The following is a 14,149-nucleotide window of genomic DNA, read 5'->3' on the forward strand; positions in this document are numbered from 1 at the left end:
AGCGAGTCTTACATGAGCTTTCCGATCAGTTTCGAGTTCTTTCCGACCAAGACGGCGGAGGGCGCGGTCAAGCACGTGCAGGTGCGCAGGAACCTCTATGCGCGCCAGCCCCAGTTCTGCTCCGTCACCTATGGCGCGGGCGGCTCCACGCAGTCCGGCACCTTCGCCATGGTGCGCGACATCCAGGGCGAAGGCGTCAGCGCCGCATCGCATTTCTCCTGCGTGGGCGCCACGCACGACAAGGTCCGTGCCGAGCTGAACGAGCTCAAGGCCATGGGCGTGCGGCGCATCGTCGCGCTGCGAGGCGATCTGCCCAGCGGCTATGGCCTGGGCGGCGAGTTCCACTACGCCAGCGACCTCGTGGCCTTCATCCGCCGCGAGTTCGGCGACTGGTTCCACATCGAGGTCGCGGCCTATCCCGAGGTCCATCCCCAGGCCAAATCCCCACAGTCCGATCTGGAAGCGTTTGCGGCTAAAGTGCGCGCTGGCGCGGATTCCGCGATCACCCAATATTTCTACAATGCCGACGCCTACTGCCGTTTCGTTGATGCGGCGCGCGGCATGGGGCTTGATGTACCGGTCGTTCCCGGCATCATGCCCATCACCAGCTCTACGCAGCTGATGCGCTTCTCGGACGCCTGCGGCGCCGAGATCCCGCGCTGGATCCGCCTGCGTCTGCAGGCTTACGGAGATGACACGGCGTCCATTCGCGCCTTCGGCCTGGATGTCGTGTCCCGTCTATGCGAGCAGTTGCGCAGCCAGGGCGCTCCCGGGCTGCACTTCTATACGATGAACCAGAGCGTCGCCACGCTGGAAATCTGCGATCGATTGGGCCTTTGAGCGCGCAGCCCCTGCGCCGGCCCCGGGCGGCCCTCTAGAAACTGGGAACGGTCAGGCGTTCCCTGGAGGTTTTGTCCATGGCAAGTGATTTTCGACGCCTGCCCGGGCGCTGGCTGGCGATGTGCGCCATCACCGCCACATTGGCCGGCTGCGCGCCGGTACCCGTGGCCGAGAGCGATGCCGAGTCCGGCGCCCTGATGGCGAATGCCGAGGCGATCACGGAGGCCCAGGTGCCATCATCGGCCGTCCCCTCGGCAGGCAAGCGCGGCAGCCGCGCATCGCGGGCGGCGCAGCCCGTCGCCAGAGCCGCCGAGGCCAGGCCCTCCGAGCCGGCGACCTCCCAGGAGGATGCCGAGTCGCCCTCCAATCCTGAATTCGCCCTCGTGCCCTCGCGCGACAGCGACCAGCAAGGCCTGGCCTCCTGGTATGGCCCGGGCCTGCATGGTCGCCTGACCGCCAGCGGCGAGCGTTTCGACAAGCAGGAGCTCACGGCCGCGCACCGCAGCTTTGCCTTCGGCAGCCGCGTGTGCGTGCGCAGCGCCGCCACCGGCAAGACCGTGGTGGTGCGCATCAATGACCGGGGGCCCTTCGCTCCGGGCCGCGTGATCGACCTGAGCCAGGCCGCTGCCCAGGAGCTGGGCATGGTCGGCCTGGGCATCAAGCCCGTGGAGCTGTGGCAGCTCGATGAAGGCGAGGAGGAGTGTCCCGAAACCCGCGTCACGGCCCGGAAGGCCGAATCCCTCAAGAGGGCCCAGCAGGCCAAGGCGCAATCCCAGGCCAGGGGGCAGGCGCAGGCCAGGGCTCAGGGTCGCAACACGCGGGCCCAGGCCAAGGCGCCCGCACCCAGGGCGCGCACGGCCGTGGCCAGCCGCGCACCAGCCAGGCCGGCGGCATCGGCGGCTTCGCCCGCCGCGGCCACCGCCGTTGCTTCAGCGGCGCAGGGCGCGCGCTGACCGCCGTTCAGCCGCCCGATTCGAGGGTGAAGGCCGCGTTCTCGTCCTGGCCCAGCAGCTGGACCATCTGCGGCATGGCCGGCTTGAGCTGCTCCTTGAGGTTGTAGGGCGGGTTGATCAGGAACATGCCGCTGGCCGGCAGGCCGCCGCGCTCCGAGGTCTTGTTGCTCTTGACCGTGAGCTCGGCATTCAGCCAGCTCTTGCCGGCCTTGGTGGCCATGGTCTTCAGGCGGCGCGGCAGGTCGTGCGCCTCGGGACGGGGAATGATGGGGTACCAGACCGCATAGGTGCCGGTGGCGAAGCGCTTGAGGCTGTCGGCCACCATGTCCAGTACCTTGGCGTAGTCGCTCTTGAGCTCGTAGCTGGGATCGCACAGCAGCAGGGCGCGGCGCGAGGGCGGTGGCAGGAATTTCTTGACGCCCTCGAAGCCGTCCTCGTGCAGCACGGCGACCTGGCGGCCTGCCTGCAGCTGGGCGATGTTGCCGGTCAGCGCGCGCATGTCGGTGGGGTGCAGCTCGAAGACCTTGAGCTTGTCGCGTTCCTGCACGCGCAGCAGGGACTGGATGATGAAGGGCGAACCCGGGTAGTTGCGCAGCTGCGTGCCCTGGTTGAAGGAGCGCACCATGGCCAGGTAGGCCTGCAGCACCGGGGCCAGCTCGGATTCCTGGGCCAGGCGCAGGATGCCGTCGGCGGCCTCGCCGCTCTTGCTGGCGTAGTCGCCATCCAGGCGGTACAGGCCGGCGCCCGCGTGCGTGTCCAGCACCGTGAGCGCAGCCTCCTTCTGGAGCAGGTATTGCAGGGTGGCGATCAGCACCGTGTGCTTGAGCACATCGGCGTGGTTGCCTGCATGGAAGGCGTGGCGGTAACTGAACATAGGCGTGATGGTAACCAGCCGCGCGGCCGGGCGCTTGCACGGGGCGGCTGCAAGGTTGCCCGGCGCTGGCGTCTCGCGGTGGAGGAGGGCGTGCCGTGCGGATCGGGGGATGGTGCGGTTGCGCCAATTTTGTATAATGGCGGGCTTCGCAGCGATTTTAGGGTCCCGCGGCGAAGTTTACCTTCCCGCCTAAGAGGCTTCCTTTTTGAAGAAGCGCCGACCGCGGAAAAGGGCCCGCCAAACCTTCTTGAAAGAGAAAACTCATGTCTACATTCAGCGCAAAGCCCGCTGAGGTGCAACACGAGTGGTTTGTGATTGACGCCACCGACAAGGTGCTCGGACGTGTCGCCAGCGAAGTGGCACTCCGTCTGCGCGGCAAGCACAAGGCCATTTACACACCTCACGTTGACACCGGCGACTACATCGTCATCATCAACGCCTCCAAGCTCAAGGTCACCGGCACCAAGAACCTGGACAAGGTGTACTACCGCCATTCCGGCTTCCCCGGCGGCATCACTGCCACCAACTTCCGCGATCTGCAGGCCAAGTTCCCCGGCCGCGCCCTGGAAAAGGCCGTCAAGGGCATGCTGCCCAAGGGCCCCCTGGGCTACGCGATGATCAAGAAGCTCAAGGTGTACGGCGGTGCAGAGCATCCCCACACCGCCCAGCAGCCCAAGGCTCTGGAAATCTAAGGAGGCCTAGATGATTGGTGATTGGAACAATGGCACCGGCCGTCGCAAATCCAGCGTCGCCCGCGTGTTCCTGAAGAAGGGCTCCGGCAAGATCACTGTGAATGGCAAGGACATTCAGCAGTATTTCGGCCGCGAAACCTCCATCATGATCGCAAAGCAACCTCTGGTGCTGACGAACAACCTGGAAGCTTTCGACATCCTGGTGAACGTCCACGGTGGTGGCGAATCCGGCCAGGCCGGCGCAACCCGCCACGGCATCACGCGCGCCCTGATCGACTACGACGCGGCCCTGAAGCCCGCACTGAGCCAGGCCGGCTTCGTGACGCGCGATGCCCGTGAAGTCGAGCGCAAGAAGGTCGGCCTGCACTCCGCACGTCGCGCCAAGCAGTTCTCCAAGCGTTGATCCGCCTGGCACTGCCGGAGAGCCCCGTGGGGCTCTCCCCAGAAGAAAACCGCCCTCGCCGGCGGTTTTTTTCTGGGCACGGCAATGTCCCCACTTGCACTGCCGTCAAGCGGCAGACCCCGGTAATTCCCGAGCCCTTTGCTGTAGCATTCGGACCAACTGAGAACACTTCGGAGTATCCCCATGAGCGCCGTTGCCGAAACCATCGAAACCACCACCGAAATGCCCGCCCCGATCGTCTTCACCGACAGCGCTGCTGCCAAGGTGGCCGACCTGATCGCCGAGGAGGGCAATCCCGACCTGAAGCTGCGCGTCTTCGTGCAGGGTGGCGGCTGCTCGGGCTTCCAGTACGGCTTCACCTTCGACGAGATCACCAACGACGACGACACCACCATGACCAAGAATGGCGTGTCCCTGCTGATCGACGCCATGAGCTACCAGTACCTGGTCGGCGCAGAGATCGACTACAAGGAAGATCTGCAGGGCGCCCAGTTCGTGATCAAGAACCCGAACGCCACGACCACCTGCGGCTGCGGCTCCAGCTTCTCGGTGTAAGACCGCGTGGCGACTGGTGTGCAGCCCGCCCCAGTCCGTCCTACACACCGCCAACCGCCGTGCAGTGATGCACCGGCGGTTTTTTAACGCCTGCGCTATTGCATTGCCATGAATCCTGAGGACAAGAACGCTTCCACCTCTTCCTCGCGCTCGATCCTGCTGTGGCTGGTGGCCATCGGCTTTTTCATGCAGACGCTGGACGGCACCATCGTGAATACCGCGTTGCCCACCATGGCCGAGGCCCTGGGCGAGAGCCCGCTGCGCATGCAGTCGGTGATCGTGGCGTATTCGCTGACCATGGCCATGCTGATCCCTGCCTCGGGCTGGATGGCCGACCGCTTCGGCACGCGGCGCGTCTATCTGTGGGCTATCGGGCTGTTCGTGCTGGGCTCGGTGCTGTGCGCGCTCGCCCCCAACCTGAGCCTGATGGTGGCCGCGCGCGTGTTGCAGGGCATGGGCGGCGCGTTGCTCATGCCCGTGGGACGGCTGGCCGTGCTGCGCGCGTTTCCGCGCGAGCAGTTCCTCAAGGCCATGAGCTTCGTGGCCATCCCCGGCCTTGTCGGTCCGTTGATCGGGCCGACGTTGGGCGGCTGGATGGTCGAGTACGTGAGCTGGCACTGGATCTTCCTGGTCAACGTGCCCGTGGGCCTGATCGGCCTGGCGGCCACGCTGCGCTTCATGCCCGTGGGCGAGCGCTTTGCCGTCAAGCGCTTCGATGGCGTGGGCTATGTGCTGCTGGCCTTCGGCATGGTGGCCGTGTCGCTGGCGCTGGACAGCATGTCGGGCAAGGGCATCCACGGCGCCATGGTGTTCGTGCTGCTGATCTTCGGCCTGGCCAGCCTGGCCGCCTACTGGCTGCATGCGCTGCGCCGGCCCGATCCGCTGTTCGCGCCGGAGCTGTTCGCCGTGCGCAGCCTGCGCGTCGGGCTGCTGGGCAACCTGTTCTCGCGCCTGGGCAGCTCCTGCATGCCCTTTCTGATCCCCCTGGTGCTGCAGGTCTGCCTGGGCTTCTCTCCCATGCAGGCCGGCATGATGATGCTGCCCACGGTGCTGGCCAGCATGGCCATGAAGCGCCAGACCACGTCGTTGATACAGCGCATCGGCTACCGCCGTGTGCTCATGGGCAACACCCTGCTGCTGTCGCTGATGATCGCCAGCTTCGGCTTCATGTCCACGGCCCTGCCACTGTGGGTGGTGATCATCCAGCTGCTGATCTTCGGCGCCACCAATTCCATGCAGTTCACCGCCATGAACACCGTCACGCTCAAGGATCTGGATGCAGGCAACGCCAGCAGCGGCAACAGCCTGCTGTCCATGGTGCAGATGCTGGCCATGGGCATGGGCGTGGCGGCGGCCGGTGCCGTGCTGGCCGGCTTCAGCGAGTGGTTCGGGGGCGATACGCCGCAGCAGACACTCGACGCCTTCCGCGCCACCTTCGTCTGCATGGGCGCGGTGACGCTGGCCTCGACCATGATCTTTTCGCAGCTGGGCGAGGATGAGGACGTGCGCCCCAAGCCGCTGGAGCCGGCCGAGCATGAGTGAGGCCTGCAGCCAGGCCTCAGGTTTTCTTGGAGAAGAAGACCACTTCGGGTAACCCTTCGAAATGGGCATCACAGGTGGCCTCGATGATGGGCCGTATGCCGTCGGGAAAGCCGCCGCCTTGGCGGGGGAGCGGTGTGCAGCCATGGCGCATTCCGATCAGCCGGCGCGGATGCGGTTCTTCCTGGCGATTTCACCCCAGAGCCGGTAGTTGTCTCGGGTCAGCTGGTCGAGCCGCTCGGGCGAACCGCCACCGACCATGTCGCCGTTCTTGGCGATAGCGCTGCTCACGGCAGGCGCTGCGGTGGCTGTGTTCAGGGCCGCATTGGCGGCGCGGACGATCTCGGGCTCCAGCCGGGGCTTGCCCCAGAGGCCGACGAAGACGGTGACCAGAAAGTCCTTCAGACCCAGCTCGGTGCCCGTGGGCACGTCCGGCAGGGCTGGCAGGCGCGCGGCGCCGGTGACCAGGATGGGGCGCAGCCTGCCTGTGGTGATGAAGGGGATCAGCAGCGAGGCCGCGTCCACGATGCAGGGCACCTGATTGCCCACCACGTCTTGGATGGCCGGTGCGCTGCCCTTGTAGGGCACCTGGTTCATCATGGGCAGGCCGGCGCGCTCACGCAGCAGCTCCATTGCCAGATGCGTGTTGCCGCCGCTGCCGGCGCTGGCATAGCTGAACCCGCCAGCCCGGGTCCCGGCCTCGACCCAGACTCGGAACTGCTCCAGGTCCTTCGCGGGAGAGGCCGGGTGCACGCACAGCACTAACTGGGACTCCAGGATCAGCCCGATGGGCGTGAAGTCCAGCGGGTTGGGCGAGGGCGTGGCAAAGGTGTGTGGATTGATGGTGAGGCTGGTATTGGCCACCAGCAGCTTGTGGGAGTCATTGGCCCGCAGCACCTCGCTGGCACCGATGTTGCCTGATGCGCCGGGCCGGTTCTCGACCACCACCGACTGACCCAGCACCGAGGACATGCCCTGCGTGACGAAGCGTGCGCCGGCATCGGTCAGCCCGCCCGGCGGATAGCCGACGACGAGCGAGACCGGCCTGGAAGGCCAGGTGGCCTGGGCCGAAACGGCCAGTGGCGCGAGCGCGCAGGTGGCGCAGGCCGTCGTGGCGGTGCTGAGAAGCTGGCGTCTGGAAATCGAGGTCACGGTGGTCTCCCGGTGGATGCAGGGTGGTGTCTGGGTCCTGGTCGCGTGGGACTCGGTGCGCGGGCTCAGTGCGAGTGCCGGGGAACGGCCGCGCCACGGCAGCCCACCAGGAAGTCCAGGTCGCAGCCCTCGTCGGCCTGCAGCACGTGGCTGACGTACAGCCGCCGGTAGCCACCATCGGCCGGAGCCTCGTTGGGCCGGAGTTCGGCCATGCGGCGCCGGTACTCATCCTCGGCAATGTCCAGGTGCAGGCGGCCCGCGTCGCTGTCGAGTTCGATCCAGTCGCCGTCGCGCACCATGGCCAGCGGGCCGCCGGCCGCGGCCTCGGGCGCCACGTGCAGCACCACCGTGCCGTAGGCCGTGCCGCTCATGCGTGCGTCGGAGATGCGCACCATGTCCTTGACGCCGCGGCGCAGCAGCTTGGGAGGCAGGCCCATGTTGCCCACCTCGGCCATGCCCGGATAGCCGCGCGGGCCGCAGTGCTTGAGCACCAGCACCGAGTCGGCATCCACATCCAGGCTTTCGTCCACGATGCGCTCCTTGTAGTGCTCCAGGTTCTCGAACACCACGGCGCGGCCGCGGTGCCTGAGCAGTGCGGGCGTGGCGGCCGAGGGCTTGATCACGGCGCCGCGCGGTGCCAGGTTGCCGCGCAGCACGCGGATGCTGCCGTCTGCGATCAGCGGCCGTTGCAGCGGACGGATGACCTCGTCGTCGTGCAGGGGCGCATCCTTGACGTTGTCCCAGAGGCTGTGCCCATTGACCGTGAGCGCCTGCGGGTGCGGCAGCAGGCCGGCCTCGCCCATGCGGCGCAACACGGCGGGCAGGCCGCCGGCGTAGTAGAACTCCTCCATCAGAAAGCGCCCCGAAGGCATCAGGTCCACAAGGGTAGGCATGCCCTGGCCCACGCGTGTCCAGTCCTCCAGTGCCAACGGCACGCCCATGCGGCCCGCGATGGCCTTGAGGTGGATGACGGCATTGGTCGAGCCGCCGATGGCCGCATTGGCACGGATGGCGTTCTCGAAGGCCTCGCGCGTCAGCACCCTGGACAGCGTCAGCCCTTCGCGGGCCATCTCCACGATGCGCTGGCCTGACAGGTGGGCCAGCGCATAGCGGCGGGAATCCACGGCCGGGATGGCAGCGTTGTGCGGCAGGCTGGTGCCCAGGACCTCGGCCATGCAGGCCATGGTGGAGGCCGTTCCCATGGTGTTGCAGGTGCCGGCCGAGCGGGACATGCCGGCCTCGGCGGAAAGGAATTGGTGCAGGTCGATCTCGCCGGCCTTCAGCGACTCGTGCAGCTGCCACACGGCCGTGCCGGAGCCGATGTTCCTGCCGTCGAGCTTGCCGTTGAGCATGGGCCCGCCCGAGACCACGATGGCGGGCACGTCGCAGCTGGCCGCGCCCATCAACAACGCCGGCGTGGTCTTGTCGCAACCGCACAGCAGCACCACGGCATCGATGGGATTGCCCCGGATGGCTTCCTCCACATCCATGGCGGCCAGGTTGCGCGTGAGCATGGCCGTGGGGCGCAGATTGGACTCGCCATTGGAGAACACCGGGAACTCGACCGGAAACCCGCCGGCCTCGTAGATGCCGCGCCTGACGTGCTCGGCGAGCTTGCGGAAATGGGCGTTGCAGGGCGTCAGCTCGGACCAGGTGTTGCAGATGCCTACCACAGGGCGGCCGTCGAACACATGCCCGGGCAGGCCCTGGTTCTTCATCCAGCTGCGGTACATGAAGCCGTTCTTGTCGTTCGTGCCGAACCAGTCGGCGGAGCGGAGCCTGGGCTTTTGCTTGTCGTTCATCGCGGAGCGGGTCATCGGGGAAAGGGGAGGGCTCCGCCCGCCGCGCGGCGGAACAAAGGAGCCGGGATGCACTACTGTAGATAAGCGCTTGTTATCCTTCCAATGAAAAGACGGCCTGTTTTGATATCGATTTCAGTATCCGAGGGAACCCTATGAATGCCATGAACCAGGGGCACTGGTACCTGCGCTCGCGCCTGAAGACCCGCCACATGCTGCTGCTCGTGGCCCTGGCCGACGAGGGCAACATCCACCGTGCGGCCGAGGTGCTGGCCATGACCCAGCCCGCGGCCTCCAAGATGCTGCGCGAGCTGGAGCAACTGCTGGACGTGCGCCTGTTCGAGCGCCTGCCGCGCGGCGTGCGCCCTACCGAATACGGCCAGGCGCTGATCCGCCACGCGCGGCTGCTGGTCGAGAGCCTGGACCAGGCCCACGACGAGATCGCCGGCATACGGGAAGGGCAGGCCGGCCATGTGCGTGTGGGCGCCATCACCTCGCCCGCCGTGCGCCTGTTGCCCGACGTGGTGGCCGGGCTCAAGCGCCAGTGGCCGCGCCTGAACGTGACCGTCGAGGTGGAGAGCAGCAATGTGCTGCTGGAGCGCCTGTCCCAGGATCGGCTGGACCTGGTCATAGGGCGCCTGTCGGCCGAGCACGACAAGCTGGGGCTGGACTATGAGCCGCTGACCTTCGAGCCCGTCAATGCCGTGGCGCGGCCCGGCCATCCCCTACTGGAGGGCGGACCGCTGGCGCTGGAGGGACTGGACGCTGCAACCTGGATCGTTCCGCCGCTGGGCTCGGTGCTGCGCCATCGGTTCGAGCTGATGTTCCAGCGCGACAGCCTGCGGCCGCCCGCCAGCGTGGTCGAAACCTCGGCGCCCCTGTTCATCACGCGGCTGCTCGAGCGCAGCGACATGCTCGCCGTACTGGCCGCCGACGTGGCACGCTACTACGCAGAACGTGGCCTGGTCGCCATCCTGCCCCTGCCCATGCCCTGCCAGATGGACGACTACGGCCTGATCACCCGCAACGACCGCCTGCCCTCACCCGCCGCGGCCCGCCTGCACGCGGCCTTGCGGGAGGCTGGCCAGGCCTTGGGCGGCGAAGCTTTTTGAACCTGGGTTGCAGGAATTCATGCATGATTTGCGGGTTTACCCTTGTTTTTCGCAAGAATATATGGCAGCCCGCATAGGAGATATCGAAGCCCTCTTATGCGTTTGACCGGGGCTGGACGTAATCTCGGGTGCATCGAATAGTCCACGCACCAGCAGTTGCCCCACGAGCATGAGCCAGAGCCCCCGTTCCCAACCCATCCGCTTCTACCATCGAGGCCAGGTCGTCGAGGTCAGCGGCCAGCATCCCACGCGGTCGGTGCTCGACTGGCTGCGCGGTGAAGCACGCTGCACCGGCACCAAGGAAGGCTGCAACGAGGGCGACTGCGGCGCCTGCACCGTGGTGATCGCCGAGCTGGCCGAGGAGGGGGCGCAGGATGCCGTGGGCGGCCTGCAATTGCAGACCGTCAATGCCTGCATCCAGTTCCTGCCCACGCTGCATGGCAAGGCCTTGTTCACGGTGGAGGATGTCAAGGGACAGTGCGCTGGCCGGCCGTCCTGTGCCGCGGGCAAGCCTGCCGAGGCGCAGCTGCATCCCGTGCAGCAGGCCCTGGTGGACTGCCATGGCTCGCAGTGCGGCTTTTGCACGCCGGGCTTCGTGATGTCGCTGTGGTCGGCCTACGAGCACCACCAGCAGGCCGGCACGCGCCCCTCGCGCCAGCAGCTGGCCGACGAGCTGTCGGGCAACCTGTGCCGTTGCACGGGCTACCGTCCCATCCTGGATGCGGGTCAGCGCATGTTCGACCTGCCCGCCACGCGCATGGCCACCGCGCCCGTGGTGCAGGCGCTCGAGGGCCTGCGGTCCGCGGATGCCGGCCTGGACTACGCCGCGCCCAATGCCGCCCGGGGCGGGCGCGTGGACAGCTTCCATGCACCGCGCACGCTGGACGGGCTGGCGGCGCAATGCGAGGCCAAGCCCGGCGCGCGCCTGCTGGCCGGCTCCACCGACGTGGGCCTGTGGGTGACCAAGCAGTTCCGTGACCTGGGCGACATCGTCTACGTGGGCGACGTGGCCGAGATGAAGCGTGTCGAGGAGCGGCATGGCGAAGCCAGCCTCGAAGGCGGCGAGCTGTACATCGGCGCCGGTGCCTCGCTCGAATCCGCCTGGTCCGCGCTGGCACAGCGCTTCGAGGGCCTGACCGATGTCTGGCTGCGTTTTGCCTCCCTGCCGATACGCCATGCGGGCACCATGGGCGGCAACGTGGCCAACGGCTCGCCGATTGGCGATTCGCCGCCGGTGCTGATGGCTCTGGATGCGCAGATCGAGCTGCGCAAGGGCGCGCGCGTGCGCCGCATGCCGCTGCCCGATTTCTATCTGGACTACATGAAGAACCAACTCGAGCCCGGCGAGTTCGTGCAGGCCCTGGCCGTGCCGCTGGCCGCCGCGCGGCGCCAGACACGGGCGTACAAGATCAGCAAGCGCTTTGACTGCGACATCTCGGCGCTGTGCGCCGGCATGGCCATCGAACTCGATGGCGAGGTGGTGAAGTCGGCACGGCTGGCCTTTGGCGGCATGGCCGCCGTGGTCAAGCGCGCGGCGCTGGCCGAGGCCGCCATCGTGGGCCAGCCCTGGGATGCATCGGCCGTGAAGGCCGCCCAGGCCGCGCTGGCCCAGGACTTCAAGCCCCTGTCCGACATGCGTGCCAGTGCCGACTACCGGCTCAAGGTGGCGCAGAACCTGTTGCAGCGCCTGTGGCTGGAAACCCGTCCCCAGCAGCCGCTGCCCAGTCAAGCCACCAGTGTTTTCAGCGTGATGCCGCATGTGACGCATGCCGCAGTGCAAGGAGCCTGATATGAACCGTCCCATCGATCCCGCACTGCTGCATTCCAACGAAGCCTTTGCCCACTACCTGAAGAACACGGCTTTCCGCGTGGACGAGGGCGCCGAGGCCAGCGCCCACCAGCAGGGCCAGCGCGTGGGCATCAGCCGCCCGCATGAATCGGCCCACCTGCATGTGGCGGGCGAGGCCGCCTACATCGACGACCTGCCCGAGCTGGACGGCACGCTGCACTGCGCGCTGGGCCTGTCGCCCGTGGCCAACGGCCGGCTCAATGCCTTGAAGCTGGACGCCATCCGCGCCATGCCCGGCGTGGTGGAGGTGCTCACGGGCGAGGACATTCCCGGCGTCAACGACTGCGGCTCCATCATCCACGACGACCCCATCCTGTGCAGCGGCGAGATCCGCTACCTGGGACAGCCGCTGTTCGCCGTGATCGCCGAAACCCGCGAGGCCGCGCGCCTGGCCGCGGCCCAGGCCAAGGCGGCGGCCGACATCACGGCCGAGCCGCCCGTGCTCACGCCGCAGCAGGCGCACGCGCTGGGCCAGTACGTGCTGCCGCCCATGCACCTGGCGCGCAGCACCCATGAAGGGGGCGCGCGTCGCGCCATCGACAACGCGCCGCGCCGCCTGAAGTCCACGTTCTACGTGGGCGGCCAGGAGCAGTTCTACCTGGAAGGCCAGATCAGCTACGCCATCCCCAAGGAAGACGGCGCCGTGCACCTGCACTGCTCCACCCAGCACCCCAGCGAGATGCAGCACCTCGTGGCCCATGCGCTGGGCGTGGCCGCGCATGCCGTGCACGTGGAGTGCCGGCGCATGGGCGGCGGCTTTGGCGGCAAGGAGTCGCAGTCGGCCCTGTTCGCCTGCGTGGCCTCGGTGGCCGCGACGCGGCTGCGCCGGCCCGTCAAGCTGCGCCTGGACCGCGATGACGACTTCATGATCACGGGCCGCCGCCACTGCTTCTGGTACGACTACGAGGTGGGCTACGACGACGAAGGCCGCATCCTGGGCGCCGAGATCTCCATGGTCTCGCGCGCCGGGCACTCGGCCGATCTGTCCGGCCCCGTGATGACACGCGCGCTGTGCCACTTCGACAACGCCTACTGGCTGCCCGACGTGTCCATGCACGGCTACTCGGGCAAGACCAATACGCAGAGCAATACGGCCTTCCGCGGCTTTGGCGGCCCGCAGGGCGCGATCGCCATCGAGAACATCATGGAGACGGTGGCGCGCGAGCTGGGACGCGATGCGCTCGATGTGCGCCGCGTCAACTTCTACGGCAAAAGCGAGCGCAATGTCACGCCCTACAGCCAGGTCGTGACCGACAACGTGATCCACGAGCTGGTGGCCGAGCTGGAGACCTGCAGCGACTACCGCGCGCGCCGCGAGGCCGTTGCCGAGTTCAACGCCGCCAGTCCCGTGCTCAAGCGCGGGCTGTCGCTGACGCCGCTCAAGTTCGGCATCTCCTTCAACGTCAAGCACTTCAACCAGGCCGGCGCCCTGGTCCACGTCTACAACGACGGCTCCATCCTCGTGAACCACGGCGGCACCGAGATGGGCCAGGGCCTGAACACCAAGGTGGCCCAGGTCGTGGCGCACGAGCTGGGCGTGGGCTTCGAGCGCGTGCGCGTCACGGCCACCGACACCACCAAGGTGGCCAACACCTCGGCCACGGCGGCATCGACGGGCGCCGACCTCAACGGCAAGGCGGCCCAGGATGCGGCCCGCCAGGTCCGCGAGCGCCTGGCCGCCTGCGCCGCCGAGCGCCATGGCGGCCGGGCCGAGGAGGTGCGCTTCGCCAACGACAAGGTGCATGTCAACGGCAAGGTGCTGGACTTCAGGACCGTGGTCGGCGAGGCCTACATCGAGCGCGTGCAGCTGTGGTCCGACGGCTTCTACGCCACGCCGGGCCTGTCCTGGAACAAGGACACCATGCAGGGCCGGCCCTTCTTCTACTATGCCTACGGCGCGGCCGTGAGCGAGGTGGTGGTGGACACGCTCACGGGCGAGTTCAAGCTGCTGCGCGCCGACGTGCTGCACGACGTGGGCCGCTCGCTGAACCCGGCCGTGGACGTGGGCCAGGTCGAGGGCGCCTTCATCCAGGGCATGGGTTGGCTGACCACCGAGGAGCTGGTCTGGCATCCGCAAAGCGGCAAGCTCACCACGCACGCACCCAGCACCTACAAGATCCCGACGGCCAACGACTGCCCGCCGGTGTTCAACGTGCGGCTGTTCGAGGGCGACAACTTCGAGGACTCCATCCACCGCAGCAAGGCCGTGGGCGAGCCGCCGCTGCTGCTGCCGTTCTCGGTGTTCTTCGCCATCCGCGATGCCGTCTCGGCCGCGGGCGGCCACCGCAGCAACCCGCCGCTGCAGTCGCCGGCCACGCCCGAGTCCATCCTGCGCGCGATCGAGGCCGTGCAGGCCGTCGGGGGCTGAGCGGGCCGTCGCC

The 14,149-nt window shown here is 67.6% G+C and carries 12 protein-coding genes; 9 read left to right on the forward strand and 3 right to left on the reverse strand.

Annotated elements, in window-relative coordinates:
• Positions 1-12: 12 nt before the first annotated feature.
• Together metF and L1Z78_RS03515 are read left to right on the forward strand one after the other, a co-directional pair.
• Positions 13-840 carry a methylenetetrahydrofolate reductase [NAD(P)H] gene (metF, locus tag L1Z78_RS03510; protein ID WP_234640174.1) on the forward strand — a complete coding sequence of 276 codons (828 nt, stop codon included), beginning with the start codon at positions 13-15 and terminating at the stop codon, positions 838-840.
• Between the two features lie 77 nt (positions 841-917).
• The gene (locus tag L1Z78_RS03515; protein ID WP_234640175.1) at positions 918-1,793 is read left to right on the forward strand and encodes a septal ring lytic transglycosylase RlpA family protein; all 876 of its coding nucleotides are present in this window, start codon (positions 918-920) and stop codon (positions 1,791-1,793) included.
• A gap of 7 nt (positions 1,794-1,800) precedes the next feature.
• On the opposite strand, the gene L1Z78_RS03520 is transcribed toward L1Z78_RS03515, so the two are convergent.
• Positions 1,801-2,667, reverse strand: coding sequence for a 23S rRNA (adenine(2030)-N(6))-methyltransferase RlmJ (locus L1Z78_RS03520; protein ID WP_234640176.1), 867 nt, complete (start codon positions 2,665-2,667; stop codon positions 1,801-1,803).
• 263 nt (positions 2,668-2,930) lie between these two features.
• On the opposite strand from L1Z78_RS03520, the gene rplM reads away from it, so the two are divergent.
• From rplM to mdtD, 4 genes are all read left to right on the forward strand, one after another.
• Positions 2,931-3,359: a 50S ribosomal protein L13 gene (rplM, locus tag L1Z78_RS03525; protein WP_003059004.1), complete on the forward strand. Its 429-nt coding sequence runs from the start codon at positions 2,931-2,933 to the stop codon at positions 3,357-3,359.
• A gap of 10 nt (positions 3,360-3,369) precedes the next feature.
• The gene (rpsI, locus tag L1Z78_RS03530; RefSeq protein ID WP_234640177.1) at positions 3,370-3,762 is read left to right on the forward strand and encodes a 30S ribosomal protein S9; all 393 of its coding nucleotides are present in this window, start codon (positions 3,370-3,372) and stop codon (positions 3,760-3,762) included.
• A 183-nt stretch (positions 3,763-3,945) separates the two neighbouring features.
• Complete coding sequence (erpA, locus tag L1Z78_RS03535) at positions 3,946-4,317, forward strand: iron-sulfur cluster insertion protein ErpA (RefSeq protein ID WP_234640178.1); 372 nt, start codon at positions 3,946-3,948, stop codon at positions 4,315-4,317.
• A 108-nt stretch (positions 4,318-4,425) separates the two neighbouring features.
• Positions 4,426-5,859, forward strand: a complete 1,434-nt coding sequence (gene mdtD, locus L1Z78_RS03540; protein WP_234640179.1) for a multidrug transporter subunit MdtD — start codon at positions 4,426-4,428, stop codon at positions 5,857-5,859.
• Between the two features lie 156 nt (positions 5,860-6,015).
• Here the strand turns inward: mdtD and L1Z78_RS03545 are convergent, their stop codons facing one another.
• A complete protein-coding gene (locus L1Z78_RS03545; protein WP_234640180.1) occupies positions 6,016-7,008 on the reverse strand; it encodes a Bug family tripartite tricarboxylate transporter substrate binding protein in 993 nt (330 codons plus the stop codon).
• Between the two features lie 65 nt (positions 7,009-7,073).
• On the reverse strand, positions 7,074-8,810 hold the full coding sequence (locus L1Z78_RS03550; RefSeq protein ID WP_234640181.1) for an IlvD/Edd family dehydratase: 1,737 nt from the start codon (positions 8,808-8,810) through the stop codon (positions 7,074-7,076).
• A gap of 161 nt (positions 8,811-8,971) precedes the next feature.
• Here L1Z78_RS03550 and L1Z78_RS03555 point away from each other — a divergent pair, with 161 nt between their 5' ends.
• The 3 genes from L1Z78_RS03555 (at position 8,972) to xdhB (ending at position 14,136) form a co-directional block, all read left to right on the forward strand.
• Positions 8,972-9,919 carry a LysR substrate-binding domain-containing protein gene (locus L1Z78_RS03555; protein ID WP_234642084.1) on the forward strand — a complete coding sequence of 316 codons (948 nt, stop codon included), beginning with the start codon at positions 8,972-8,974 and terminating at the stop codon, positions 9,917-9,919.
• Between the two features lie 169 nt (positions 9,920-10,088).
• Complete coding sequence (gene xdhA / locus L1Z78_RS03560) at positions 10,089-11,708, forward strand: xanthine dehydrogenase small subunit (RefSeq protein WP_234640182.1); 1,620 nt, start codon at positions 10,089-10,091, stop codon at positions 11,706-11,708.
• 1 nt (position 11,709) lies between these two features.
• Complete coding sequence (gene xdhB / locus L1Z78_RS03565; protein WP_234640183.1) at positions 11,710-14,136, forward strand: xanthine dehydrogenase molybdopterin binding subunit; 2,427 nt, start codon at positions 11,710-11,712, stop codon at positions 14,134-14,136.
• The last annotated feature ends 13 nt before the right edge of the window (positions 14,137-14,149 follow it).

Origin of the sequence: Delftia tsuruhatensis (genome assembly GCF_903815225.1) — a bacterium.
Taxonomy (GTDB): Bacteria; Pseudomonadota; Gammaproteobacteria; order Burkholderiales; family Burkholderiaceae_C; genus Comamonas; species Comamonas tsuruhatensis_A.

Coding starts and splice junctions, on each gene's coding strand:
- L1Z78_RS03555 (WP_234642084.1), top strand. CDS start 8,972: ATGAACCAGGGGCACTGGTACCTGCGCTCGCGCCTGAAGACCCGCCAC.
- L1Z78_RS03515 (WP_234640175.1), top strand. CDS start 918: ATGGCAAGTGATTTTCGACGCCTGCCCGGGCGCTGGCTGGCGATGTGC.
- erpA (WP_234640178.1), top strand. CDS start 3,946: ATGAGCGCCGTTGCCGAAACCATCGAAACCACCACCGAAATGCCCGCC.
- mdtD (WP_234640179.1), top strand. CDS start 4,426: ATGAATCCTGAGGACAAGAACGCTTCCACCTCTTCCTCGCGCTCGATC.
- rplM (WP_003059004.1), top strand. CDS start 2,931: ATGTCTACATTCAGCGCAAAGCCCGCTGAGGTGCAACACGAGTGGTTT.
- L1Z78_RS03520 (WP_234640176.1), bottom strand. CDS start 2,667: ATGTTCAGTTACCGCCACGCCTTCCATGCAGGCAACCACGCCGATGTG.
- metF (WP_234640174.1), top strand. CDS start 13: ATGAGCTTTCCGATCAGTTTCGAGTTCTTTCCGACCAAGACGGCGGAG.
- xdhA (WP_234640182.1), top strand. CDS start 10,089: ATGAGCCAGAGCCCCCGTTCCCAACCCATCCGCTTCTACCATCGAGGC.
- L1Z78_RS03550 (WP_234640181.1), bottom strand. CDS start 8,810: ATGAACGACAAGCAAAAGCCCAGGCTCCGCTCCGCCGACTGGTTCGGC.
- rpsI (WP_234640177.1), top strand. CDS start 3,370: ATGATTGGTGATTGGAACAATGGCACCGGCCGTCGCAAATCCAGCGTC.
- xdhB (WP_234640183.1), top strand. CDS start 11,710: ATGAACCGTCCCATCGATCCCGCACTGCTGCATTCCAACGAAGCCTTT.